General features: G+C 66.1%; 25 protein-coding genes and 1 tRNA gene. 13 read left to right on the top strand and 13 right to left on the bottom strand.

The features are described 5' to 3' along the window. Nucleotides 1–138: 138 nt before the first annotated feature. Genes ACSHZY_RS18040 through ACSHZY_RS18015 form a run of 6 tightly spaced genes read right to left on the bottom strand, consistent with a single transcriptional unit; the run spans nucleotide 139 to nucleotide 5,548 of the window. On the bottom strand, nucleotides 139–1,920 hold the full coding sequence (locus ACSHZY_RS18040) for an ABC transporter ATP-binding protein (protein WP_435171516.1): 1,782 nt from the start codon (nucleotides 1,918–1,920) through the stop codon (nucleotides 139–141). Then, complete coding sequence (locus ACSHZY_RS18035; protein ID WP_435171514.1) at nucleotides 1,917–2,834, bottom strand: serine kinase; 918 nt, start codon at nucleotides 2,832–2,834, stop codon at nucleotides 1,917–1,919. Before ACSHZY_RS18035 ends, ACSHZY_RS18040 begins: the two co-directional genes overlap by 4 nt. Then, on the bottom strand, nucleotides 2,834–4,657 hold the full coding sequence (locus ACSHZY_RS18030) for an asparagine synthase-related protein (protein ID WP_435171512.1): 1,824 nt from the start codon (nucleotides 4,655–4,657) through the stop codon (nucleotides 2,834–2,836). Before ACSHZY_RS18030 ends, ACSHZY_RS18035 begins: the two co-directional genes overlap by 1 nt. Then, on the bottom strand, nucleotides 4,654–5,097 hold the full coding sequence (locus ACSHZY_RS18025) for a lasso peptide biosynthesis B2 protein (RefSeq protein WP_435171510.1): 444 nt from the start codon (nucleotides 5,095–5,097) through the stop codon (nucleotides 4,654–4,656). The genes ACSHZY_RS18030 and ACSHZY_RS18025 overlap by 4 nt, the downstream gene beginning before the upstream one ends. Before the next feature lie 4 nt (nucleotides 5,098–5,101). Beyond that, on the bottom strand, nucleotides 5,102–5,362 hold the full coding sequence (locus tag ACSHZY_RS18020; RefSeq protein WP_435171508.1) for a PqqD family protein: 261 nt from the start codon (nucleotides 5,360–5,362) through the stop codon (nucleotides 5,102–5,104). Between the two features lie 48 nt (nucleotides 5,363–5,410). After that, complete coding sequence (locus ACSHZY_RS18015) at nucleotides 5,411–5,548, bottom strand: lasso RiPP family leader peptide-containing protein (protein WP_435171506.1); 138 nt, start codon at nucleotides 5,546–5,548, stop codon at nucleotides 5,411–5,413. Nucleotides 5,549–5,788: 240 nt separating this feature from the next. Here ACSHZY_RS18015 and ACSHZY_RS18010 point away from each other — a divergent pair, with 240 nt between their 5' ends. Further along, nucleotides 5,789–6,517 (top strand): sugar transferase, encoded by a 729-nt coding sequence (locus ACSHZY_RS18010; RefSeq protein ID WP_435171505.1) that lies wholly within the window; start codon nucleotides 5,789–5,791, stop codon nucleotides 6,515–6,517. A gap of 180 nt (nucleotides 6,518–6,697) precedes the next feature. Here the strand turns inward: ACSHZY_RS18010 and ACSHZY_RS18005 are convergent, their stop codons facing one another. Continuing rightward, entirely contained in the window at nucleotides 6,698–7,459 is a 762-nt protein-coding gene (locus ACSHZY_RS18005) for a family 16 glycosylhydrolase (protein WP_435171503.1), read from the bottom strand. A 128-nt stretch (nucleotides 7,460–7,587) separates the two neighbouring features. On the opposite strand from ACSHZY_RS18005, the gene ACSHZY_RS18000 reads away from it, so the two are divergent. After that, on the top strand, nucleotides 7,588–8,694 hold the full coding sequence (locus tag ACSHZY_RS18000; protein ID WP_435171526.1) for a glycosyltransferase family 2 protein: 1,107 nt from the start codon (nucleotides 7,588–7,590) through the stop codon (nucleotides 8,692–8,694). Here the strand turns inward: ACSHZY_RS18000 and ACSHZY_RS17995 are convergent. Further along, complete coding sequence (locus ACSHZY_RS17995) at nucleotides 8,691–9,734, bottom strand: nucleotidyltransferase family protein (RefSeq protein WP_435171501.1); 1,044 nt, start codon at nucleotides 9,732–9,734, stop codon at nucleotides 8,691–8,693. The genes ACSHZY_RS18000 and ACSHZY_RS17995 overlap by 4 nt on opposite strands. A gap of 386 nt (nucleotides 9,735–10,120) precedes the next feature. Further along, nucleotides 10,121–10,195: transfer RNA gene (locus tag ACSHZY_RS17990), tRNA-Asn, on the bottom strand. A 152-nt stretch (nucleotides 10,196–10,347) separates the two neighbouring features. Between ACSHZY_RS17990 and ACSHZY_RS17985 the strand changes: the two genes are divergently transcribed. The 4 genes from ACSHZY_RS17985 (at nucleotide 10,348) to ACSHZY_RS17970 (ending at nucleotide 13,817) form a co-directional block, all read left to right on the top strand. Then, a complete protein-coding gene (locus ACSHZY_RS17985; RefSeq protein WP_435171499.1) occupies nucleotides 10,348–11,013 on the top strand; it encodes an alpha/beta hydrolase in 666 nt (221 codons plus the stop codon). Nucleotides 11,014–11,154: 141 nt separating this feature from the next. After that, nucleotides 11,155–11,739, top strand: a complete 585-nt coding sequence (locus ACSHZY_RS17980; RefSeq protein ID WP_435171497.1) for an HNH endonuclease — start codon at nucleotides 11,155–11,157, stop codon at nucleotides 11,737–11,739. 102 nt (nucleotides 11,740–11,841) lie between these two features. Then, a complete protein-coding gene (locus ACSHZY_RS17975) occupies nucleotides 11,842–13,104 on the top strand; it encodes a hypothetical protein (RefSeq protein WP_435171496.1) in 1,263 nt (420 codons plus the stop codon). Further along, nucleotides 13,101–13,817: an ATP-dependent Clp protease proteolytic subunit gene (locus tag ACSHZY_RS17970; protein ID WP_435171494.1), complete on the top strand. Its 717-nt coding sequence runs from the start codon at nucleotides 13,101–13,103 to the stop codon at nucleotides 13,815–13,817. Before ACSHZY_RS17975 ends, ACSHZY_RS17970 begins: the two co-directional genes overlap by 4 nt. On the opposite strand, the gene ACSHZY_RS17965 is transcribed toward ACSHZY_RS17970, so the two are convergent. From ACSHZY_RS17965 to ACSHZY_RS17955, 3 genes are all read right to left on the bottom strand, one after another. Then, nucleotides 13,801–15,261, bottom strand: a complete 1,461-nt coding sequence (locus ACSHZY_RS17965) for a serine hydrolase domain-containing protein (protein WP_435171493.1) — start codon at nucleotides 15,259–15,261, stop codon at nucleotides 13,801–13,803. The two genes, ACSHZY_RS17970 and ACSHZY_RS17965, sit on opposite strands and share 17 nt — an antisense overlap. Before the next feature lie 85 nt (nucleotides 15,262–15,346). After that, nucleotides 15,347–15,508, bottom strand: coding sequence for a hypothetical protein (locus ACSHZY_RS17960; protein ID WP_435171491.1), 162 nt, complete (start codon nucleotides 15,506–15,508; stop codon nucleotides 15,347–15,349). Nucleotides 15,509–15,563: 55 nt separating this feature from the next. Beyond that, complete coding sequence (locus ACSHZY_RS17955; protein WP_435171489.1) at nucleotides 15,564–15,857, bottom strand: HNH endonuclease; 294 nt, start codon at nucleotides 15,855–15,857, stop codon at nucleotides 15,564–15,566. 205 nt (nucleotides 15,858–16,062) lie between these two features. Between ACSHZY_RS17955 and ACSHZY_RS17950 the strand changes: the two genes are divergently transcribed. From ACSHZY_RS17950 to ruvX, 6 genes are read left to right on the top strand one after another with little or no spacing between them, the layout of a single operon-like run. Continuing rightward, nucleotides 16,063–18,108: an FUSC family protein gene (locus ACSHZY_RS17950; protein WP_435171487.1), complete on the top strand. Its 2,046-nt coding sequence runs from the start codon at nucleotides 16,063–16,065 to the stop codon at nucleotides 18,106–18,108. Continuing rightward, nucleotides 18,105–18,308 carry a DUF1656 domain-containing protein gene (locus ACSHZY_RS17945; protein WP_435171485.1) on the top strand — a complete coding sequence of 68 codons (204 nt, stop codon included), beginning with the start codon at nucleotides 18,105–18,107 and terminating at the stop codon, nucleotides 18,306–18,308. Before ACSHZY_RS17950 ends, ACSHZY_RS17945 begins: the two co-directional genes overlap by 4 nt. A gap of 1 nt (nucleotide 18,309) precedes the next feature. Beyond that, a complete protein-coding gene (locus tag ACSHZY_RS17940; RefSeq protein ID WP_435171483.1) occupies nucleotides 18,310–19,185 on the top strand; it encodes an efflux RND transporter periplasmic adaptor subunit in 876 nt (291 codons plus the stop codon). 57 nt (nucleotides 19,186–19,242) lie between these two features. Beyond that, nucleotides 19,243–19,932, top strand: a complete 690-nt coding sequence (rpe, locus tag ACSHZY_RS17935; RefSeq protein ID WP_435171481.1) for a ribulose-phosphate 3-epimerase — start codon at nucleotides 19,243–19,245, stop codon at nucleotides 19,930–19,932. Between the two features lie 28 nt (nucleotides 19,933–19,960). Next, on the top strand, nucleotides 19,961–21,151 hold the full coding sequence (gene ccmI, locus ACSHZY_RS17930) for a c-type cytochrome biogenesis protein CcmI (RefSeq protein ID WP_435171479.1): 1,191 nt from the start codon (nucleotides 19,961–19,963) through the stop codon (nucleotides 21,149–21,151). Then, nucleotides 21,148–21,600, top strand: a complete 453-nt coding sequence (ruvX, locus tag ACSHZY_RS17925; protein ID WP_435171477.1) for a Holliday junction resolvase RuvX — start codon at nucleotides 21,148–21,150, stop codon at nucleotides 21,598–21,600. The genes ccmI and ruvX overlap by 4 nt, the downstream gene beginning before the upstream one ends. Here ruvX and dusA read toward each other — a convergent pair. Next, nucleotides 21,597–22,592: a tRNA dihydrouridine(20/20a) synthase DusA gene (gene dusA, locus ACSHZY_RS17920; protein WP_435171475.1), complete on the bottom strand. Its 996-nt coding sequence runs from the start codon at nucleotides 22,590–22,592 to the stop codon at nucleotides 21,597–21,599. The two genes, ruvX and dusA, sit on opposite strands and share 4 nt — an antisense overlap. Before the next feature lie 249 nt (nucleotides 22,593–22,841). On the opposite strand from dusA, the gene ACSHZY_RS17915 reads away from it, so the two are divergent. Beyond that, a complete protein-coding gene (locus tag ACSHZY_RS17915; protein WP_435171473.1) occupies nucleotides 22,842–22,997 on the top strand; it encodes a hypothetical protein in 156 nt (51 codons plus the stop codon). Nucleotides 22,998–23,135: the final 138 nt, after the last annotated feature.

Here is a 23,135-nt window from a genome sequence, read left to right as displayed (position 1 = left end):
TGTTGATCGCCCTTGTGGGGGCGATCATCCTGGGCCTCTCCTCAGGCTTGTCGGGTTGGGAGACGGCCGCTGCAGCGGGTGCGGTTCTGGTGATCGGACAATTGGTCCTGCTGGCCTATATCGTGATCCGGGCGATCTTTACGCGCCTTGGGTGCGCAGGCCGGCCAGATAACCATCGGGCTGATTCGGGTCATCACCCTGCTGCTCACTCTGAACAATCCGGCCATCATCCATGACATGAACCACGTCCGCGACCGCCAGCAGTGCCGGTCGGTGCGTGATGACAAGAACGGTCACGGATCCCCGAAGCTTGCCAATGGTGTCGGACAGGGCAAGTTCGTTTTCCCAATCCAGTGCACTGGTCGCTTCATCCAGGATGAGGATATCGGGATTGCGCATCAACGCCCGGGCCAACGCGATCCGCTGACGTTCGCCACCGGACAGCAGCCCACCACGTTCGCCCACCGCCGTGTCGATCCCTTGGGGCAAGGCCGCCACGAAATCGGCCGAGGCGCGAGACAGCGAATGCTGCATGGCGGCCTCATCCTCTGGTCCGGGGTTGGCGATGGCCAGCATCAGGTTGGCGCGGATGCTGCCGTCGATCAGGTGCGGATCCTGCGTGACATAGGCCGTCCGGTCGCGCCACGCCCGCAACTGCCCCGCCTCAAGCGGCTGGCCGTCCACCAGAAGCCGCCCCTGATCGGGTTGCAACAACCCGATGACCAGATCGGCGATCGTGCTTTTCCCCGCACCTGACGGGCCCGTGAGGACAGTGATCTTCTTCGCCGGAATGCGCAGCGTCAGATCCGTCAGCACGTCGCGCGCCCCGCCGGGGAAGCGCCAGGTGACGTGATCAAGACAGATCTCATGCTGGGGGGCCGGCGCAGGCAGCGCGCCTTCGGCAGCTGGGTCGCGCCATTCGACAAGCTGATCCTGAAGCGTGCGGATGTCGCGCCAGGCCGGCAGATCGACCAGCAATTGCTGCACCGAAGCCTGTAGGCCGAGGAAACGAGGACCGGCCCGCATGAACAGAATCAGAAGCACGGCGATGCGCGCAAGATCCATCCCCAGCCCGGACCGGGCCACCCAGATGAACGTCGCCGCGCCCGCCACGGCCGAGATCTGGAACAACCCCGAACCGATGGTCGACTGCCGCACATACTGAACCGCATCCACCCGCGTCTGATGCAGGATGTCGGAGAAGATGCCGAGATAGCGCCCTTCCAGGTTCATGCTGCGCGCGATCTTCAAACCGCCGACGAACTCGCCCACCGCATGGCTTTGCCGTTTCCGCTTTTCCTGCAAACGGGTGCCGTGGCGTCCGGCGGCCTTGCGGAACGGCCGCATCAGCGCCAGCGCCACGAGGCCGAAGCCGAAGGACAGCAACGTCATGGGGACCGACACCAGCAGGCTCAGAACCAGGTACAGCCCCAGCCCGATCAACCCTTGCAGCACGTTCAGAAGGTTGAAAGTGGCCATGTAAAGGCGCTCGATCTCTCCGGTCAGCGCGTGTTCGATGCGTGACCGCGGCAGCCGCACAAGGCTGTCCCACCGCGCCGCCGCTATGTCGCGGAACAGCGACAGGCGGAAGCGGTCCGTGAAGTCGTGGATCAGCTCGGCCAGGTAGATCCCCTTGGAGCGGTTGAACGTGGCCTGCGCCGCCGTCAGCACGACGATGAACACCAGCAGCGTCCAAAGGGGAATCGTCTGGGGCAGGAATGCGGGAAGGTTCAGCCGGCCCAGATCCACCACGTTTTCGCCGGTGCTGACCAGCTGCAGGATGGGCAGGAACATCAGGATGGACGCACCCTCGGTCAGGGTGCCCAGCACCAGCAGGAAGGTTCCGATGGTCAGACGGCGCCGCTCCATCCGAGCCAGCGCCGTGAAGAACGAGGACAATTCCGTCCGGGGCCCGGTCATGCGGGAATACTGCCAAGGTCGGCGGCAATGGCCTCTGCAATTTCATCCGCACGGTCCAGCCCTTCGGCCAGACCCAGGCGGCGGGGCGGGTGCGACGCAGCCAGCGAGGCGGCCGAGCGGAAATGCTCCGCAGCGGCACGGCCCTGCAGCAGCGCATCGCCAAAGCGAATGGCGTAGGAGAAGCGCATCAGCGTTTGCAGCGCCGAGGACGGATCCGGGGCAGAGACGTGCGACGCCTCTCCCGCCGCCAGACGGCGCAGTTCGTAAAGGCGGGCCACGGGCACCGGCGCTTCCGCCAGCATCTCGGGCGGAAGAAGCACGCGGGTCTTGTCGATCAGATCGTGGACCGGACCCCGCATAGTCGCGCCGCCGGGGGCGAACTTCCGCGCCGCATCCGACAGCTTGAGTTGGGCGAAGCCGGGCTGGATATTTCCGGCCGGATCGATGGCCACGAGGTCATCCGCCAGAAGCCGTCCGCCGCGGGCGATCAGGGCCGTGGCCGTGGTCGACTTGCCCGTGCCCTTGTCGGCCAGAAACGCGACCGCCCGCCCCTGGAACAGGACAGCGCTGGCGTGCAGCACGAAATAGCCGCGTCGGCGCAAAACCTCGAACAGCACGGGGCCCAGCAGCGGGAAGGCCAGAAGATCGTCCGAGGTTCCCTCCACCGGCACGATGCGGATGACGTCCCCGCCCTTGGAGACATAGAAACGGCCCACGGCAGGCCAAGACAGGACCGAACCCTCGGCCGTGAAATCCACCTGGGAGGCGATGTCGACCGGCGTGGCGGCGGGATCCACCGTGATCGTGAGGTCCGCCGGCCGACCGGGTGCGATGGCGGCCAGTTCGGGAAGTTGCAGGTCGGACTGGATCACAAGGCCGTAAGCCATGTACGAAAACGGGGCATTCGCGCTCATCAGGACGCCTTGTGTTGAAGGATAGGGCGGACCGCGTCGCGCGCCTCGAACCAGGTGGCCAGCGCCAGGGCGCGCGACAGCCGGAACGCGGCGCCGGGATCCGGCTCGTTCGCTTGAAGAAGAAGGCCATCCGCGCGCAGGGTGGCGATGTTCACCCATCCCTGCAAGCGCTGCGGATCGGCCAGAAGACGGCGCGCGTCGGGATCCCGCTGCAACCTCGCCCAAAAGTTGGGCAGGAAGTCGACCTTGTCGCGGCGCAACCGTATTTTTTCGGGAAGAACGCCGCGCATCGCCCGCCGAAGAAGGCTGCGCGGCTGCCCTTGCGCGATGCGAAGGTGATCGGGTTGCCCGAGGCACAGTTCGATCACGCGGTGATCGTAGAAGGGGTAGTGAGGCGTGACGCCCACGCTTCGCGCCGTCACGTCCAGAACCTCCAGCGCGCCCGACAATAGCGGGGCGGTCATGGTGGCCAGATGCGCACGCACGCCCTCAGGCAATGACCCGGCGGCCGGCACATGAAGCGCCTGCACACGCGCCACGAGCTGAGTGTCGGCCACCAGCGCAGGGTCAACAAGCGCACGCCATTCCAGCGTGTCATGGCGCGCGCCCCGCATGGCGCGACGCGCCACTGCCCCCAGCGGACGGGGGCCGCGCGCCGCGATCAGATGCGCCCAGACGCCCCACGGCTGGACTCCCGTGAAACGGGCGTGCTGCCATGCCAGCGTCAACGCAGAGGTCCAGGCCCCCCGCCCCGCGACATGCGACAGGTTCCGCATCGCCCCGTCGATCACCTCGTCCCCCCCGTGGCCGTCAAGGATATCTTGGTAACCCATACGTCTTGAGGCCAGGTAAAGATGACGATTGCCGGGAAGGCCGGGCGCGAAGACGGGCTGATCGCCGTCCGTTATCAGGCCGCCTATATCCGCTTGCACATCCGCCGCGGGAATGTCGGTCGGAACAAGCCCGCCGCCCGCCTGTTCCAGCACCGCGTTGATATACGGCCCTTCGTCCAGCGCCGGATCGGTGTAGCGCAACGATAGGGCCGCTCTGCGTTCGCCCGCCTGCAGGGACAAAAGGGACAGCGTGCTGGAATCCAAACCGCCGCTGAGGAAGGTCGCGATGTTCCGTCCGGCACAGGCCTCGCGGGTCGCGTGCCGCAACGCCTCGTGCAAGGCCTCGGCGGCGTCCGACTGCGTGGGAGTGATCCGGTCGGACAGGTTGTACCAGGCGCGGAGGGTCAGGGTGCCGTTCGCGGACATACGCAGCAGGTGGCCGGGGGGAAGACGCCGGATCTGGGCATGGACGGTGCGTTCGTGGCTCGTGTCCTGACCGGACAGGAAATCGGCGATCCAGGCGCTGTCGATATCGGTCGGGGCGGACAGGCCCGCACGCACCATGCGGATCGTCGACGCCAGGACGATGCGATCCGGCTCCATCGCATAGGCCAGGGGCCGGACACCCATGCGGTCCCGCACGGCCCAGACCTCTTCTGTACGTGCGTCATGAAGGACAAAGGCGAAACAGCCGTTCAGCCGATCCAGCGCGCCTTCCTGATGCCGCGCCCAAAGGGTCAGGATCATCTGCGCAGGCTCTGCCCCCGCCTCCGCGTTCGTGTCGGCCCGCAACTGGGAAATGTCGGTCAACCCGAGGTCACCGCACAGCGACAGCGGACCCTGCTGCGCGCTGCAACCCAGCTGCAGCATGCGCTCATTCACCGTCGTGGCTTCGGGTAGCTCGGCGAAGCTTGCACGCATCGACCGTGCCGCCGCGTCAAGACCTTGGAGCGGCCGCCCGATCCCACTCAGGACCGCGAAATGGGTCATCGGGCCACCGAAGGAGCGCGTACCGGATAATCATGCAGCATTCTGTGGCGATAGTACTGGTCGACCGTGCCACCCAGCACCACGGTGTCCCCGGCCATAAGCCAGGCGTGGGGGGCGATCCGGCCGTTGGCATCCGTCAACGGGGGCACTGAGATCCGGACGATGGAATCAAACCCACGCCGTGCCAGAACCCACTGCCCGGCCGTCGCCTGCGTCAGGCAGGTGGCCTTGGGAACGGATCGTGCGACGGCCGCCACCGCCCACGCGATCTCGGCAAGTCGATGGTTGGGTGCGACGGAGTGAACGGTGTGGGCAGCGATGCGCCGCCGGAGCATGTCGTTCTTGCGCATCGACAAGGCGCAACGCACGACCACGACCGTGAACAGGCATTCCAGCAGCAGGCAGGCCTGCCTTGCCGAGATCCGACGCAGGCGGGCCATCGCGTCAGGCCCTTACGACAAGGCCGTTTTGCGCCATCTGGTCCAGAAGGCGCGAGATATCGTTTTCGCAATCGGCCTGCGACACATCGAACTCCGAAGAAACGGAGTGCGACAGGTCGGACAGCGATGCAGGCTCCTGCAGCAGTCCCCAGACCTTCGTACCCACCTCATCCAGCCCGAAATAGATGTTCGTCTTGAGGTTCAGAATCGCAACGCCGCCCTCGACGTCGCAGGCGACGCAGTCAGGCGAGACAACATAGGACATGATCACCCTTCCGAGAAAAAGGGCGGCGTGACCGCCGCCCATTCGTTCTTACGAGAAGGTCAGGTCGCCCTTGGGCGTACCGACCGGGAAGGATGCGTCCAGGGCGGAGCCCGTGGAGGCGCCTTGGGTCAGAGCTTCCAGGGTACCGTGAACACGGAGAGCGGGCGCGGAGTATGCTTTTTTCATCGTACACAACCATAACTAGGAACGCTGCGCGGAAAGTTGCCAGCACATGTTAAATCGGGCCAAGTCGCCGTCTTGTCAACGTGAAACCCCCGAATCGATAGAACTTGCATTATTAAAAGAAAATGTTCGTTAACTATCTATTAACGTTGAAAGCAGCGGGATTTTCTGACAACCCTTCTACATACTCAAATTCCGAGTTCGTCTTCACGTTATTTTAACGATTGTTCAGGAGCTTTTATCATGCCGCCTGAAGGCACTACTGTTAGCATCGATGGCAAGCTGGCCATGAGCCTTCCCTCCACTCCGGATCTGGGGGCGGCCCCGGGCGCTTCCCCGCAGCCCCGTTTCAAGAAACCTGTTGGTGGCAATCTCAAGCGTGCGCTGGACGTGGCACTCGTGCTGCTCAGCCTGCCGCTGTTCGGGATCCTGATCCTTGGCTTGATCATCCTGATCAAGCTGACGGATCGTGGACCTCTGCTTTACGGACATCGGCGCGTCGGCTTCGGCGGGACCGAGTTCAAGTGCTGGAAGTTCCGCACCATGGTCGTAAACGGCGATGAGATCCTCGCCCGGCACCTGGAAGCGAACCCCCAGGACCGCGTCCTTTGGGAAGCGGAGCGCAAGCTGACGAACGATCCGCGCGTCACCCGCATCGGTGCCGTGCTTCGCAAGTTGAGCCTCGACGAGCTTCCGCAGCTTCTGAACGTCCTTTGCGGCGAGATGAGCATCGTCGGTCCCCGCCCCGTCGTCCGGGACGAACTGGACAACTACGCCGCCACCGCACCGCTTTACCTGATCACCCGCCCCGGATTGACGGGCCTGTGGCAGGTCAGCGGTCGCAGCGACACCACCTATGCCGAACGTGTGCGGCTGGATCGTCAATACGTCCAGGGGTGGAGCATGCTGTTGGACATCAAGATCATCCTTCGCACGGTGCCGGCGCTGCTCAGCTCGCGCGGCGCGCGCTGATCCTTCGGGCGGGTGTCCCTGACATCCGCCCGTAAGCTCATCCCCTAGGATGGCCCTGAGGGTCGCCAGAATACGGGAAGTCAAACACAGCCTGACCAGACGATGTGCCTTGGCCGTCGTCTGGTTTTTTTGTTCAGCGGTTTGGAAAGGTGCTGCGGGCGCTTGAACCTGCAACGTCCGTCAGCAGGTGATGGATCCTTTGAACAGGCAGCGCTGATCGGGCGGCGTGTAGGAGATCCAGTCGATCCGATAATCCAGCTGGCCGCTGCGGGGGCCCTGCTTGCCCATCCAGTCGGTCAGGGTGGTCGTGCTCCAGAACGACATCATCAGCTTTTGCGGCAGATCGGGCAGCGTCGCGCCTTCCGGGGTGCGATGCACCTCGCGGCCGTCCACGAACCAGACGATCGCGTCCGGGCTCCACTGGATCGCCACGTCGTGGAAGGCTTCGTCCAGCGGCGGGTCGAGGGGCGCGTTCTCGCCGTTCATCGCCTTGCCGTCCACGAAGGTGTTGAAGTCGACGCGGTTCGTATGGCGGGTCAGCACCTCGATGTCGATCTCGTCATGCCGGGTGCCCTGGGCGGGGCCTGTATAGGTGAACACCGAAGCGTTCAGCCCGGAAGCGACCGGCGCGCTGATCCGCGCCTCGATCGTGCCGTAATGGATAAGGCCACGAAGCTGCACCTCCCCACATCCGGGACGGGTGGTTGCCGTTCCCGGCACATGCGCCAGGTTCAGATTGCCATCGGACACCGACACGGCGGACTTGGCCCAGTAGCAGTCCTGATGGGAACCGTTCGTCCAGCCGTCCGACACGTACCACCGGCGCGTGTTCAGCTTGGGGGCGGTGAAGTCCTCCCGGAAGCCCTCGGTGATCATCGGCTCTGCCGGCCCGGCGAACGAGGCACCGGCCACCGCGCACAAAGCGGCAACCGTCACAGCCACTGGAACAAAAGACATTTTCAACATTCAACACCCGAGTAAATGGACACCCCAGCGGCTGTTGCCATGATTTCCACCGCTGGTTATCAAGCCGGCATACCTTGGCTCAACGGAAAGGCATCGTGGATTCTATGGAAGCACCACCTGTATCGGAAAAGCCGCCGCTTGTCAGCGTCGTCATGGCGAATTTCCGGGGGGCGCGGTGGCTGGAAGCCTCGATGCGGTCGGTTCTGGCGCAAAGCCACGCCAACCTTGAGCTTCTGGTGGCCGACGACGCCTCGGACGACGACAGCGTCACGATCGCCCAAGGCATCGCCGATCAGGATGGACGCGTGCGCGTTCTGCCCTCGGCCACCAACAGGGGTCCCGCCGCCACGCGCAACCGCGCGCTGGAAATTGCGCGTGGCGACTGGATCGCCATCGTCGACAGCGATGACCTGATCCACCCCGACCGCCTGCAACGCCTGCTGGACGTGGCGCGCCAGACCGGAGCCGATCTCGTGGCCGACGATCTGGTGCATTTCGGCGCGGGGGAACGGCGGACCCTGCTGCAACCGCTGCAGCTGACGCAGCCCATGTCTTTGGACACCGCGCAATTCATGCGCAGCAATGGCGGGGATCGCAGCCTGCCAAGCTACGGCTATCTCAAGCCGCTGATCTCCCGAAAGGCGCTGGGTGACCGTCGTTACCACACCTCCCTCCACATCGGCGAGGATTTCGACCTGGTCATGCGGATGCTGATCGAGGGGGCGTCCTTCGTGGTCGTGCCCGATCCGCTTTACGCCTATCGCCGGCACGCCTCGTCCATCTCGCACCGCATGACGGCGGAACGGATGGCGTCCATGCTGGCGGCCCATCGGAGCCTGCCACGGATGCCGGACGCCGCTTCGGCCCAAGCCGCCGTCGCGGTTGAAAAGCATCTGGAACAGGCGCTGCGCTATGAGCGGCTGGTGCTGGACATCAAGGCGCGCCGGCTGCGCCACGTGCTGCCCCGCCTTGTGGAGCCTGCCATGCTGTCCCGCCTGATCGAAAGCCTGCGCGACCGGCGCCAGCGCAAAAGCGCAGCGGCCGATTCTTCGGACGTGCCGCTTTCGCTATCATGCCCTCCCCTGCCCCCGGCCGGGCAGCCATGGACGCAACCGCCGGCCGGGGCCGCGGCGCTGATCGGGGCAGGTGCGGTCAGCCATACGGATCTGCCGGATTGGGCAAGGTGGCTGGATACGGCCGTGCGCGCCTAGCGCTGGCTTTCACGCCGTTTCAGCACGGACAGCACCATGGGCGACAGCACGGACATCACCCCCTGCTGCGCCACCGCCACCGGCCGCCCTTTGCCCAACGCCCGCAACAGATCGCGGCGCCGCGGGGCAAGCTGCGGCCGTTGCCACGGCTGATACACGATGGAGCGGAGTTCATCCTTCGTCCGCTCCGGTCCCGGCAAGATGGAACGGGTCGGCCGGTCAGGAAGCCCGTGGCAGGCGTGCACCAGTTGCAAGGCCAAAGCCAGGCTGCGCGTCTGCCCGGCTCGCTGCGCGACGCGGCCCAGATCCCGACGCTCCTCCGCCGACAGCTTGGCCAGCCAAAGCCATAGGTCACGGACGGCCCAGCCGCAGGGTTCACCCCCCAGCAGCGCCTTGGCGATGGTGATCGCCAGCAGAAGGCAACCGGTGGGGGGATTGGGAACGGGGACGCGGTCCGCCCCCTCCCCCTGCCCGACGGCCTGGGTCAGCATGTCATTGGCACGGCGCCAGCTTGGAAGACCCACCTGCAGCAGACGGTGATGCAGGTCCGCCACCGCGCCGTCCTTGTCCCGGTGGAAATGCTGTTCCCCCAGAAAGCGCAGCCACCAGATCGTCTGGTCCTGCTCGAACACCCGGTAATCAAGAGAGCGGATCACCTCGGCCGCCTTGACACGGTCTTGCGGCGCCACGAACAGATCGACATCGCCCGAAGGACGCAGATAGCCGGTGCCGTGCACCGACACCTGCTGCCACGGCCCCTTCATCACGACATGACGCACATCGCGCGCCGTCAGGGCCTGGGAAATCTGGACGCCGGCGCGGATGGCCCGGCCGTTCAGCCCGACCGTCGCGATCCGCGCCTCAAGCAGCCGGGGCCCGAGCGTCGGATGCGCGTCCATCGGCACCACGTGCAGCATCTTGTTGTAGCGGGCAAGGTGGTAGAGCCGGTCCGGATCGGTCGCCCCGAAGGCACCCTGACCCAACAATGCCCGGATTTCCGACGTGCAGTCGCCGTCGATTTCTGCACCAAGCTGAACCATGCTCGGCACTCCCGGCAAATGTTGTCATCGGTTGCAAGCGTAGCGGGACGGGGGCAGCGCCGCAAGCGGCGCGGCGCTTGATGTCAGGGGATTCTACAGGGTCGAAGCCGCGCTGCGCATCCAGCTTGATAACACGCGCATCAATATGCATCTCGATCCCAGCAAAACGGCCGCCACCCCTTCTGCCTTGCACGCTTGTCATGCAAAACCTTTGGGAGTTGGGATAAGAATCAATCTCTCACACTCACTAAGGCAGCCGCTCAGGGGAACATGGGGATCTGGACCGACCTAGGCAAACAGCCCGGCCAGTCAGGCAATATAACCTCGGTCGCGCAAATACCTTAGGTCAGGAAGATCGTAGCAACTTCAGCTTTTTGCGGAAGTTTTGGCTCCGGCGGTAGGGATCGAACCTACGACCAATTGATTAACAGTCAACTGCTCTACCGCTGAGCTACGCCGGAACACGAGGGGTGTAATAGCCACCTCCCCCGGGGGTGTCCAGAGGCTTAGAACAGAAAAACGACCTCCCATGTCACTTTTTTTGTGACGGTCCTTTCAATCGCCTTGCGTCGGGGACGGCACCGCCTACCCTGCTCAAAACACAGGAGCTTTCATGACCCCGACATCCAGCCTGACCTTCGACCGCATCGCGCCCGTGTCCGGGGTGGCCGCCAGCATGGTCGTGTTCGTGCATGGCTATGGCGCGAACGGGGCGGATCTTCTGGATCTGGCACGCCCCTTGGGCGAACACCTGCCCGGCACGATCTTCATCGCGCCGGACGCGCCCGAACGCTGCCGCAACAATCCGATGGGCTTTCAGTGGTTCCCGATCCCGCGCCTTGACGGTTCGTCCGAGGAGGAGATGCAGACCGGCTTCGCCCACGCCTCGGACCAGCTTCAGGCCTTTCTGGACGATCGCCTGACCGCCGAAGGGCTGACGCCCGACCGGCTGGTCCTTGTCGGCTTCTCGCAGGGCACGATGATGAGCCTTCACGTCGCCCCCCGCCGCGCGGTCGCCATCGGCGGGGTCGTCGGCTTTTCCGGCCGCCTGGTCGTGCCCGAACGGCTGGAGGCCGAGACGCTGTCCCGTCCCCCGGTCCTGCTGGTGCATGGCGATCAGGATCCGATGGTTCCGTTCGAGGAGATGGGCCTGGCCGGAAACGCCCTCGTCGCGGCCGGCTTCGACACCTTTGGCCACGTGATGAAGAACACAGGCCACGGGATCGCCCCGGACGGAGTGTCGGTGGCACTCTCGTTCCTGCGCGACCGGCTGGGCTGACACGGAATCGTCACCTCTGGGCGCTACATCTACTGCAAGAAGGGGCTTGCGTGGTGTTATACGCCACATATAGTGGGCCTTAGGCGATGGGGCGGTTCCCCGCCCCTTGACCTTGCGGTACGGGGCGAAGGGGAGTGCGGGATGAGCGTCGATTTCAGAACCCAGTTCGTGCGTGAACCGGCTGTGTTGAAACAGTTTCCCGCGCTTGTCCTGAACGCGGATTACCGGCCCTTGTCTTATTATCCCCTGTCGCTTTGGCCCTGGCAGGAGGCGATCAAGGCGGCCTTCCTGGACCGTGTGACCATCGTGGCCGAATACGACCAGACGGTCCGAAGCCAGCGGGCCGAGATACGGATACCTTCCGTCGTCGTGCTGAAAGATTTCGTCAAACCCCAGAAGCGCGTGGCTTTCACGCGCTTCAATCTTTTTCTGAGGGACGAATTCTGCTGCCAGTATTGCGGCGCGCGCGGCGATCTGACCTTCGACCACGTCCTGCCGCGCTGCCGCGGTGGCATCACCAGCTGGGAAAACGTGGTGGCCGCCTGTTCGCCCTGCAACCTGCACAAGGGGTCGCGCACACTGCGCCAGTCGGGACTGCGCCTTGGCCGCCCGCCCCGCCGCCCCACGGCGGAGGAGATGCAGAACCACGGCCGCCGCTTCCCGCCGAACCACCTGCACGAAAGCTGGCTCGACTTCCTGTATTGGGACAGCGAACTGGACGCCTGACCTCCTCGCGATAGTTTGAACACGCGCGGAAATCCCGGCCTTTGGCGGGGCGCGCGGTGCTCCCATGTTGGTGATCATCACAATCTGGCCGAAAGGGCTGACATGGGCGAACCTCAAGTGCGGGCCGGTGACCGTTACGCGCGCGAACTGGAACGGCATCTGACCTGGCTGGACACGTTCACCACCACCGCCTTGGGTGTGCTGTCGGCGGCCTCGGGGATCTACACCTATCTTGGGGTCCGCACGCTGCTGGATGATCCGGGCATCTGGACGACCTTCGCCGCCCTCTCTTATTCCATCGCGGTGTCGGTCGGCATCTTCGTCTTCTGGTCCTACATGATGCGGCTGCTGCCGGCGGTGCGCAGCGCGACCTCGCGCATCGGGTTGCTGCTGACCATGGCGCTGGGCTGCGTCGCGATCATCGCCATGTCGTCCTGGCTGAACGCGGCGGCACTGGCCGGTTCGGCGGCGGTGGAACAGCACATGGCCACCACGACCCAACGCTATCAGGCCGCGCTGGAGCGGGCGAACGCCAACGCCGTGGCCGGGCAATCCTTGGCGCGGGACGTGGCCCGCGTGCGGCAAAGCTTCAGTGACCTTTCGGAACAGGAAGCGGGCGGCAACCTGTCGGGCTTTGCCGGGCGCGGCGCCGTGTTCCGCGTCCTGACCCAAAAAGGATCAGAGCTTCAGGCCTTGGAAGACCAGCTGAATGGCGTGGAAGAACCCATCGCCCGCGCCTTCGCCGAAGGCAACGCCACCCTGTCGCGGATGCGCGATCTGGGCGTGGCCGCCGGCCCCATCGGCGACCGGACCGTCAGCTTCTCGGAAGAAGCGGTCAACCTCTCGGGCCTGATCGCACAGTTGCGCCAGCTGAACCCCGCCTCCCTGGTGGACCGGGCGGCGCAGGATCTTCGCGACGCCGTGCTTGTGCCGGAACTGGACGGCAGCAGCGCCGAAACCCGCGCAGGCCAGTCGACGACCATCACCTCGGTTCTGGACCTTGTGGATCAACGGGCGAGCACGCTGGCCGACGCGGCCGCCGCCGTGATCGCCCTGCCCCAGCCCGAGGAGGCGGTTTACACCCCAGTGTCCGCCGCCGACGCGATCATCATGTATCGCGGAAACTTCATTCCCGCCTGGGCGGGTGCCATCGCGATTGACCTTCTTCCGGCCGTTCTGGTCTTCATCCTGATGGTGGTGCAGGCCGCGATCCGTTCAGGGCGCGGGGAAAGCGTCACCGATGACATGATGACCGTGGGCGAACTGCGCGCCGCACTGGCCGCGGCCGAGGTGCTTCGCATGGCGGAACGAACCGCCGAACCCATGCCGGACGCCCGTGCCGTGCTGATCCGGCCTTCGGAATGATGCGGGGCCTGTCCACCCCGCACGGGGCCATGAAGGCGGTGCTGGTGGCGCAGATGGTGATCGGCGGCGCACTGGTCGCCATCGACCTGCGCGGCACCCCGCAGGCCGCGGCGCCCGGCCTGTTCGCGCCGCCCGCCGAGGGGCCCAGCGTGCGCCCCTATCGCCCCGACCTGCGCCCCGGCGGGCCGGGCACCCCCGCGATGCGCCCCATGCCCGAACAACTTTTGTTCGAGGCGGAGGGAGAGACGATCCGGATCACCGGCCAGATCGCGCGGGGCGATGCCGACCGCTTCGTGGCATGGCTGGATAAAACGCGGCCCGACACGGCGACGGTCACGCTGGACAGTTCCGGCGGGTCGGTTTCGGACGCGCTGGCGATCGGACGGACGATCCGTGCGGCGGGCTATGCCACGACCATCGCGGGCGGCGCCGTCTGCATGTCCGCCTGCCCCTATCTGTTCGCGGGCGGGACGGAGCGGACCGTGGCCGAAGGCGGCGTGGTCGGAGTGCACCAAAGCTATTTCGGGGAAAACACCCTTCTGCCGGCCTTCATGGCCGTGAAGGATGTGCAGCGCGGCCAGGCCGCCGTTCTGGACTACCTGACCGAGATGGGCGTGGACCTGCGCCTGATGGGGCAGGCCCTGAAAACCCCGCCCGAGGAGATCAACATCCTGACGCCCGAGCAGATGACCGATTTCAAGCTGACAACCTGACATATTCGATGACCCGGGCGCGGGAGAGGGAGAGTTCCACCCGATCCGTGCCCAGCCGCCGCAGGCAGATGCGGCGGCCGAGTGCATGGAACAGCCAGCGCCCGCCGCCCAGCGGCACCAGATTGCACCGTTCGGTGCGGGGGCCCGCGCCCCAGTGCACCTGCTCCCCCTGAATGCGGAAGGTCGCGCCGTCGCATTCCCACCACCCGTCCAGCGTGCCCCCGGTCGGCTCCCCCTGTGCGGGATACAAGCGCGCGGGCAGATGCCCGATCTCCCCTTCCAGCACCTCGCCCGTCCAGCGCAAGCGGATCTCCGACTGCGGCGCGTGGGAGATGGTCCAGTCGCCCGAGGTGTAAAGCTTCTCCTCGGCATCGCGCACGACGATGGTGGAAGAACGCACCTCCGCCCAGAGGTTGCCATCCTTGGCCACGTAAAAACCGGGCGGCGCCCAGTCCTGCGCCGGGGCCGCGTCGGGCAAGACGCCCAGCAGGACAGTCATCACCGCCTCGGCCGCGGCCGACGCCTCGCCGTCATCGCGGTTGGTCACGACGCAGATGCCCACGCCCAGCGCCGGATCCACCAGGAAGCCGGAACGGTAGCCCGACTGCGCGCCCCCATGACCCGGCACCAGATGGTCGCCGATGCGCGTCATCCGCAGGCCCAGACCATAGCCGGTCGCACGGCCGTCCCGCAGCGGCACCGGCTGCGCCATGGTCTTGAACGCGTCCCGTCCCATCACGTCCGCCAGCCACGACGCCAGCTGCGTGGCCGAACCTGCCAGCGCGCCCGCCGCCGACAGGTGCATCCCCTGCCCGCCCTGCACCCAGGCCCCGTTCTGCATCACATGACCGGGGACGAGCCCTGCGACCGGCTCGTTCCAGTAATCGGGGGCGGCGATGCCATGCCCCTGCGCCTTCACCCAGTCGGCGAAACGCAGGCCACGTGCTTCCTGCGCCGCCTCCACCAGACGATAGCCGGCATTGGAATAGGCGACCTCGGTCCCCGGCTCGGCGTTCAGGCGGCCGACGCCGGCGGACCAGTCCAGCAGGCGGGCGGCGCGGGTGTCCACCTCGCCGCCCATGCCCAGCAGGGTCAACATCTCGCGCGTGTCAGGAAGGCCGCCCTGCATGGCCAGCGCCTGCCGCACCGTGACGGCCCCGGGCACCGCGTGCATCGGCAGCAGCGATCCCAAGGGCGCGTCCAGCGGCAGCCCGCTGTCCAGAACAAAGGCGGCGAACACGTGCTTGGTGACGGAGGCCCAGCGCACCACCGTCTCAGATGTGAAGGCCTTGTGCTCTCCTACCCGCTCTACCCCGCCGGTCAGGGCGAAGTGGATGCCGTTCCGGTCAAAGCCGAGTATCGCGCCGCCCGGACCATCGGCCGGCCAGGCGTCACAGATGCCTTGCGCCTGTTCGGCGGCGGCGGACCAGTGAAGAAATGTCATGAGGCGTCCTGTCCTGATTCCCGCGCATCATAGCAACGGGGCTGACAGGAAAAACCCCGGCGCGTGGCACCGGGGTCAGGGTGGTTCAGTAGTTTGCCGGAGGATCGCTTGCTGGGAAAGATTCGTCGGATTCCTGATCCTCCTTCTTCCATTCCTTCGGCGGGTCCTTCATGTCTTCCGTGCCGGCGGGACGCACATCGTCGCCCTGCTCTTGCCCCGGTACCTTTTCCTTGTCCGTGTCGGCCATGGAAACCTCCTTCTCCATTCCGAAACCCAACGTTCGGCAGGGGCGCTAAGTTCCCTTAGCGCCGCCGTGTGCCGCCCGGGACGCGGGACAGGAACCCCGGCGGGCGCTTGGACACCCATTCGGCAAAGGCGGCGATGCGGGGATGGGTCAGAAGCGCTTCGACCGTGTTGTAGCGACGGGCCAGTTCCGCTTCCTTTAGCGTCGCATGGATTTCCTTGTGGCAGATGTGATGCAGAAGCACTGTCGGCCCCTTCGCACCACCCTTGAGGCGCGGGATCAGGTGGTGCAGGCTTTGCGGCACATCCGGCGGGATCGGCCGCTGGCACAGGGGACAGATCGGTTCGGTCATCCTTCCGATATGGGGTGCATGGGGCGGGCACCAAGGCCGCAGGCGGAACGGTCACTATGTCGTGCAGTCATGCTGTTCGATCTGCGATCCGGTCCCGCCCGCATTGTCATTCGGCGATCAGCGGCCTATCACGAGACGGTCCCGTCGTCGTGTTCGGGGCGACATTCCAGGATGAAGGACGCGGGAAATGGCTGACGGGGGCGGCATGGCAGCGCTATCGCGCATCACATGGCCGGGTCTGTCGCAATATCCCGCCACCTATGCGCTGAAGGTGGCGCTGACGGTCGTGCTGACGCTGTTCGTCGCCTTCCTGTTCGACCTGAACCACACCTACTGGGCACTGATGACCGTGCCCCTGATCGTCCGGCCCGAGGCGGGAACGATGGTCTGGCGCAGCACGGCGCGCATGGCCGGAACCTTCGCGGGCGGGCTGGCGGGCTTTGCGATCGCGCTGTGCTTTGCGCAGTCGGCCCCGCAGGCGATCGCGGCGATGGCGGTGCTGCTGTTCCTTGTCGGCTACCTGACGCGGATGGAAAGCGGGATCGACGCTTATGGCTATGCGACCTGCGGCTTTACGGCGCTGGTCATCGTGCTGGACGCACAGGCCGATCCCACGCAGGCCTGGCCCCTGACGCTGGCCCGCCTGACGGAAACGATGATCCCCATCGTCTGCGGCTTCATCGTGATGCTGACGGTGTTCCCGCGCACCGTGTCGGACAATGCGGGGATGGCCATCCAGCGCGCCCGCGGTGCCGTGCGCGGTTTGTCGCAATCCGTTCTGGCCGAGGGGCACCTTCCGTCGGCCGCGCCCGAAAAGGACGTGATCGGTGCCATTGGCATGGTGCACACGGAACTGCGGTCGCTGGTCTACGAACGTTCGCGCAAGGATTGGGGACGCCCCTGGATGGCCAATGTCGCCCATGAGCTGGACCGCGTGGCGGTGTCGCTGACAGCCGTGCGCTTTGCCAGCGAGCATGCGCCGGACGCCGCTTTCGACTTGGAGCGGGTCACGGACGCGCGCGCGCAGCTGCGCGATCTGGCCGGGCGCATCTTGGCCGAAGACCCGGACGCCCCCACCCTTCTGGACATGGGGGACGAGGCGGAGGCGCTGGCCGCCCGCACCCATGACAGCGCCATGCAGAACATGGGCGATTTGTCCGTGGCCGTGCTGGAACAGGCGCTGGCCGACCTTGCGGGCCGTCTGGCCGCCCTGGCCCGCGCGACGGCGTTCCTTAAGGACGCGCGGCTGGCGCGGCAGCGGCGTCCAAACGCGCCGCGCCACGCCCCTTCCTCGCGCCGCTATCGCGATCATCTGGCGGCGGTACAATACGGCCTGCGTCCGGCGATCATGCTGATCGTCGTATCCGCCCTCTGGCTGGGCACGGGGTGGAGCAGCGGGAACTCCCTTGCCATGATCGTGCCGGCCTTGTCGCTGCTGCTGCCCACGATCGTGCCCCGCCCCGTGCGCGTGATCGCGGGCAAGGCGCTGGCCCTCGGGCTTTTCGCGGGACTCTGCATCTCGATCGGGCTGATGATGGCGCTGACGCATGTGGAAGGCTTCCCGGCGCTTGCGCTGCTGATGGGGACCACCGTCTTTGTCATCTTCTATCTTTGCGGCTCGCTTCAGCTTCTGCCACTGGCGATCGGCAGCATGATCATGATGTCCATCGGGTTGCAGCCGTCGAACACGCCCAGTTTCAGCCCCTCCACGCTGTTCAACGTGGCGGCTTCCATGGCGCTGCTGCCGCCGGCCTTCATCATCGCGATCACGGTGATCTTCCCGGAAGATCACGGCTGGCTGTCGCGCCACCTGCGGCGCGGCACGACAAGGCTTCTGCGCCGCACGGCCGCCGAACGGGGGCATATGCCCCGCTTCGCCTTCTTTGACGAGATCATCGATATGTTCACCGACTATGCCTCCGGCCTTGATGCGGAAAAGCCCGCGGATGCGCGTCTGATCCGGCGGACGCGGGCGGCGTTGGTGGCGGGGCTGGCCTGTGACCGGCTGCGCAATTCCGCGACCCGCCTGCCTCCGGCCACGGCGGCCCTGATCCCCGGGATGCGGACGGCGCTGCGCGACGCCGTGTCGGGCCGCACGCCCAACATGACGCCCTTCGACCGCCTGCGCGACGCCGCCCGCGACAACTCCGACCGCTCCACCCGCATCTGCCTACTGGAAGCCGAAACGTTGCGTCCGCTGATCGAAAGCGGCATCCTGTCCCCCTTCCCCCAACTCTCCGGTGCCGCATGAAATCCGAGATCGCCTTCCTTGGCCTTTATGTCCCCGGCCTGCTGATCTGCGCCGTCATCGCCTCGGTCCTGTGGTTCGTGATCGACGGGCTGATGCTGCGCGTGGCGGGATGGACGTGGTTCTGGCACCCACCGCTGGCGCGGCTTGCGCTGTATTTCGTTCTCCTCGGCCTTGTCGTCGCGCTTATCCCGGAACTCTGAGATGATCCTGATCCGCCTTATCCTAACCACCCTGATCGCCATCGCCGCCGTGTTCGGCGGGATCTATGTCTGGAACCAGGTCTTCCGCGAACCCTGGACCCGCGACGCCCACATCCGGGCCGACCTGATCCAGATCGCGCCGCTGGTGTCGGGCGCGGTGGTGGATGTCGAAGTGTCGAACAACCGCATGGTGGCGGCGGGCGACCTTCTGATGAAGATCGACCCGAAGAACTACGAACTCGCCCTCAACCAGGCCGAGGCGAGTCTGGCCAGCGCCCGCGCCAATGCCGAGAACAGCCGCCAGCAGGCCGACCGCCTTCTGCAACAGCAGGAACAAAGCCCCCGCTCCGTCGCGGAGGTGGAGCTGCGGTCTTCCGTCCTGTCGGCCGACGCCGCCGACGCGCAGGTCCGTTCGGCCGAGGCCGCGCTGGACCGCGCGCGGTTGGATCTGGAACGGACCGAGGTTCGCGCCCCCCGTGCCGGCCAGATCACGAACCTGACGGCCAATGTCGGCGATTACGCAGCGGCCGGCGCCAACGCCATGGTGCTGGTGGCCGAAGACAGCTTCCGCGTGGACGCCTTCTTCATGGAAACACAGATCCAGCACATCCGCGCGGGCGATCCGGTGCGCGTGCACCTGATGGCCTCGGGATACGAGATGCGGGGCCACGTTCTGGGCATCTCCTCGGGAATCTCCTATGCCGAGGACATGTCGCAATCCCTGCTGCAGGCGCCGACGCCGTCCTTCCAGTGGATCCGCCTGGCCCAGCGCATCCCGGTGGAAATCGCGCTGGACAACATCCCCGAAGGCCATCTTCTGGCCAACGGGATGACCGCCAGCGTCACCGTCGACGCGTCCGGATCGCCCGGACACTGATCCTTCATCTTGGCGCGGGTTGGTGTTAAACCCCGCCCCGACCCCAAGGAGCACGCCATGCCGGTTCATCCCCCGATCAAGATCGCCCCCTCCATCCTTGCTGCGGATTTCGCCGATTTCGGCGCGGAATGCCGCGCGATCGAGGCGCAGGGCGCGGACTGGGTGCATGTGGACGTGATGGACGGCCATTTCGTGCCCAACCTGACCTTCGGCCCGGCCATGTGCGCCGCGATCCGCCCGCACATCAAGGGCGTGATGGACGTGCACCTGATGATCGCCCCGGTGGACCCCTACATCGAGGCCTTCGCCGCCGCCGGGTCCGACATCATCACCGCCCATCTTGAGGCGGGTCCCCACATCCACCGCACGCTGCAGGCCATTCGCGGCGCGGGCTGCAAGGCGGGCCTCGCCCTCAACCCCGGCACGGGGATCGAGGCGGTGGCCCATCTTCTGGACATGGTGGACCTGATCTGCGTGATGACGGTGAACCCCGGCTTTGGCGGGCAGAAGTTCATCCATTCGCAGGTGGAAAAGACGCGGACCTTGCGCGCCATGATCGGCGACCGCCCCATCCATCTGCAGATCGACGGCGGGGTGACGGTGGAAACCGCACCGCTGGTTGCCGCAGCGGGTGCCGATGTGCTGGTGGCGGGGTCTGCGGTCTTCAAGGGCGGCTCCGCTCAGGAACCTGCGGCGTATGGCGTGAACATCCGCGCCATCCGCGCGGCGGCCGAGGCGGCCCGCTGACCTTAGGGCGACCACGGAAAGGGGCGTGATGGAAAGCTGGATGTTCTGGGCCGTGGCGGGATGCCTGCTGGTCGCGGTGGCGACCGTCCTGATGCGCGCGCTGTTCGTGACGGGTCCGGCCGCCGCGTCCCCCAACGTGCAGATCTATCGCGATCAGCTGACCGAGGTGGACCGCGACCTTGCCCGCGGCACCATAGTGCCCGAGGAGGCGGAGCGTGCGCGGCTGGAAGTCTCGCGCCGGCTTCTGGACGCCGACCGGCAAACGGTGCGAATGGCCAGCCGGGGCAACGTGCTGATCGGCGCGGCGCTGGTGGTTCTGACGGCGGTGGGGGTGGGCCTGCTTTACCTGCGCCTTGGCATGCCCGGCTATCCCGACCTGCCGCACGCGGCGCGGCTGGCCGCGCTGGAGGCCGCCCGCAGCGCCCGCCCTTCGCAGACCAAGGCCGAAGGTCAGGCCCCACCCGCGCCCCAGACTGCGCCCGATCCGAAATTCGCGAATCTTGTGGAACAGCTGCGCCTGGCGGTGCAACGCAATCCGCAGGATCTGCGCGGCCAGCAGCTTCTGGCCCGGAACGAGGCGGCGCTGGGCCACTTCCCCGCCGCGATCGAGGCGCAGCGTCAGGTTCTGTCCCTGCAAGCGCAGCCGTCTGCCGCCGACTATGCCGCACTCGCAGAGCTGATGATCTATGCCACCGGCGGCTACGTCTCCCCCGAGGCGGAGGCGGCGCTGACACAGGCCTTGCGGCGCGATCCGGATCAGCCCTTGGCGCTGTACCTGTCCGGCGTGACCATGGCGCAAGGCGGTCGGGACGATCTGGCCTTCCGCGACTGGACCCGCGCATTGGACGTCGCGCCCGCCGACGCCCCGTGGCGGCCGACGGTGCTGGCCGCCATGCCGCAGGTGGCGGCACGTGCGGGCGAACGGTGGACGCCGCCCCCGGCCCTGCCCGGCCCCGACGCCTCTGACATGGCCGCGATGCAGGCCCTTCCGGAGGCCGACCGCAACGCCGCGATCGCGGGAATGGTGGAAGGCCTTGCGACCCGGCTAGCGACCGATGGCGGCAGCGCCGACGAATGGGCCCGCCTGATCAACGCCTATGGCGTGCTGGGCCGTGACGATGACGCGCGTGCGGCCGTGGCCAGAGCCTCCCCCCTCTTCACCGGGAAGGAGCGTGCCACCATCGACCGCGCCACCCGCAACGCAGGACTTGTTCCATGATCGAAGATTTCGTCCGCGCCCTTCCCCGCTATGGCGCGATCGCCGGTCTGGACCTGGGCGACAAGACGATCGGCGTCGCCATTTCCGACACGCTGCGGGGGGTCGCCACGCCCCTTCAAACCATCCGCCGCGTGAAGTTCACGCTGGACGCCGAAGCCCTGCTGACTCTTCTGAAAAGCCGTCAGGTTGTCGGGATCGTCTTCGGCCTGCCGCTGAACATGGATGGGACCGAAGGGCCGCGCGTGCAGAAGACGCACGCCTTCGCCCGCAACCTGTCCCGCCTGACCGACCTGCCCCTGACCTTCTGGGACGAACGCCTGTCCACCGTGGCCGCCGAGCGCGCCTTGCTGGAGGCGGACATGTCGCGCCGCAAGCGGGCCGAGGTGATCGACCACGTCGCCGCCGCCTACATCCTGCAAGGCGTGCTGGACCGGATGGGGCACCTCTAGGCGGCTTCGCGCATCTGCTCCTGCGCGAGGTCCAGCAGCTCCACCCCGACACCGGGCCTGGTCGAATGTTCGGACAACGTGCGGCGCCACGCCCGCGCCCCCGGCCGGCCGGCAAACATACCCAGCATGTGCCGGGTGATCTGGTTCAGGCGTCCGCCTTCCGCCAGATGCGCCTCGATATAGGGGCGCATGGAGGCGAGGATGGTCACGGGATCGGGGGCGAAGTCCTCGCCCCACAGCGCATCGGCGCCCGACAGCACGTCCATCGGTTCATGATAGGCCGCGCGCCCCACCATGACCCCGTCCAGCCCGAGGGCCAGCAGCGCCTTCACCTGCGCAAGATCCTTGACGCCCCCGTTCAGGGCGACGGACAGGTCCGGAAACGCCGCCTTCATCCGCAGCACCAGATCGTAATCCAGCGGAGGAATCTCGCGGTTCTCCTTCGGCGACAGCCCCTGAAGCCAGGCCTTGCGCGCGTGAATGGTGACAAGGCGTACACCCGCATCCCGGACGCGCGACAGAAAATCCGGAAGCACGACCTCGGGATCCTGATCGTCCACGCCGATCCTGCACTTGACGGTGACCGGCACCTCCGCCACCTCGATCATCGCGCGGAGGCATCGGGCCACCAAGGCCGGGTCCTTCATCAGCACCGCACCGAAGCATCCCGACTGCACGCGGTCGGAAGGGCAGCCGACGTTCAGGTTGATCTCATCATAGCCGAAGGGCGTCGCATGGCGCACGGCCAGCGCCAGCGTCGCGGGGTCCGAGCCGCCCACCTGCAGGGCCACGGGATGTTCCGTAGCATCATGCCGCAAAAGCCGATCCCGGGGACCGTGGATGATGGCGCGGTCGACCACCATTTCCGTGTAGAGCATCGCCCGCCGGGACATCTGCCGATGGAAGAACCGGCAGTGACGGTCCGTCCAATCGATCATCGGTGCCACGGCCAGCTTGGGCATCGTGTAAGACTGGGTTTTCTCAATGCTCATTGGCCGGAAGCCTTCTTTCAACACTGCCGATCTGTTTCCGTTTTCCCCTTGTTCAAAGTGGTTCTTCTTCGTGCAGCCTTACAAAGGTAAGACCCAAGGAGAGCGCGTAAGACCGTGGGAACCATCTTCAAGCGACAGAGGGCAAATGGCAGTTTCGGATACACTGCGCAGATCGTCATAAAGCGTGGAGGCGTCAAGGTCCACCGTGAGGCGTAGACGTTCGATCGAGAACCTGCGGCCCGCGCCTGGATGAAACGCCGGGAAGCCGAGATCGTCCGAGAGGGCTTCGGGAACCCCAAAGGCACCTTGTCCGAGGCGATCGAGAAGCGTTTGAAAGAGAGCCTGAAAGAGATCGGCTGTACCAAGGCCCAAGTGCTGCGCTCAATCCACGCGCTTGTTCGCTGATGTCGGTTAAGCGCCCGACGGGAACGTCCGCTCCTGGGCGATTGTGTTGAAAAGCACCTGCTGATCGGCGGGTCTGGGGCTGGTTCACTTCCATTCGTAGGCGGTGGAGGTGATCGGGATGATGGGATCGCGGCAGGT

The sequence above is a fragment of the Falsirhodobacter sp. 1013 genome, from assembly GCF_051195255.1.
In the GTDB taxonomy this organism is placed as follows: domain Bacteria; phylum Pseudomonadota; class Alphaproteobacteria; order Rhodobacterales; family Rhodobacteraceae; genus Falsirhodobacter.
The sequence above is the reverse complement of the archived record's forward strand: the minus strand, read 5'-3'. Positions and strand labels throughout refer to the sequence as shown.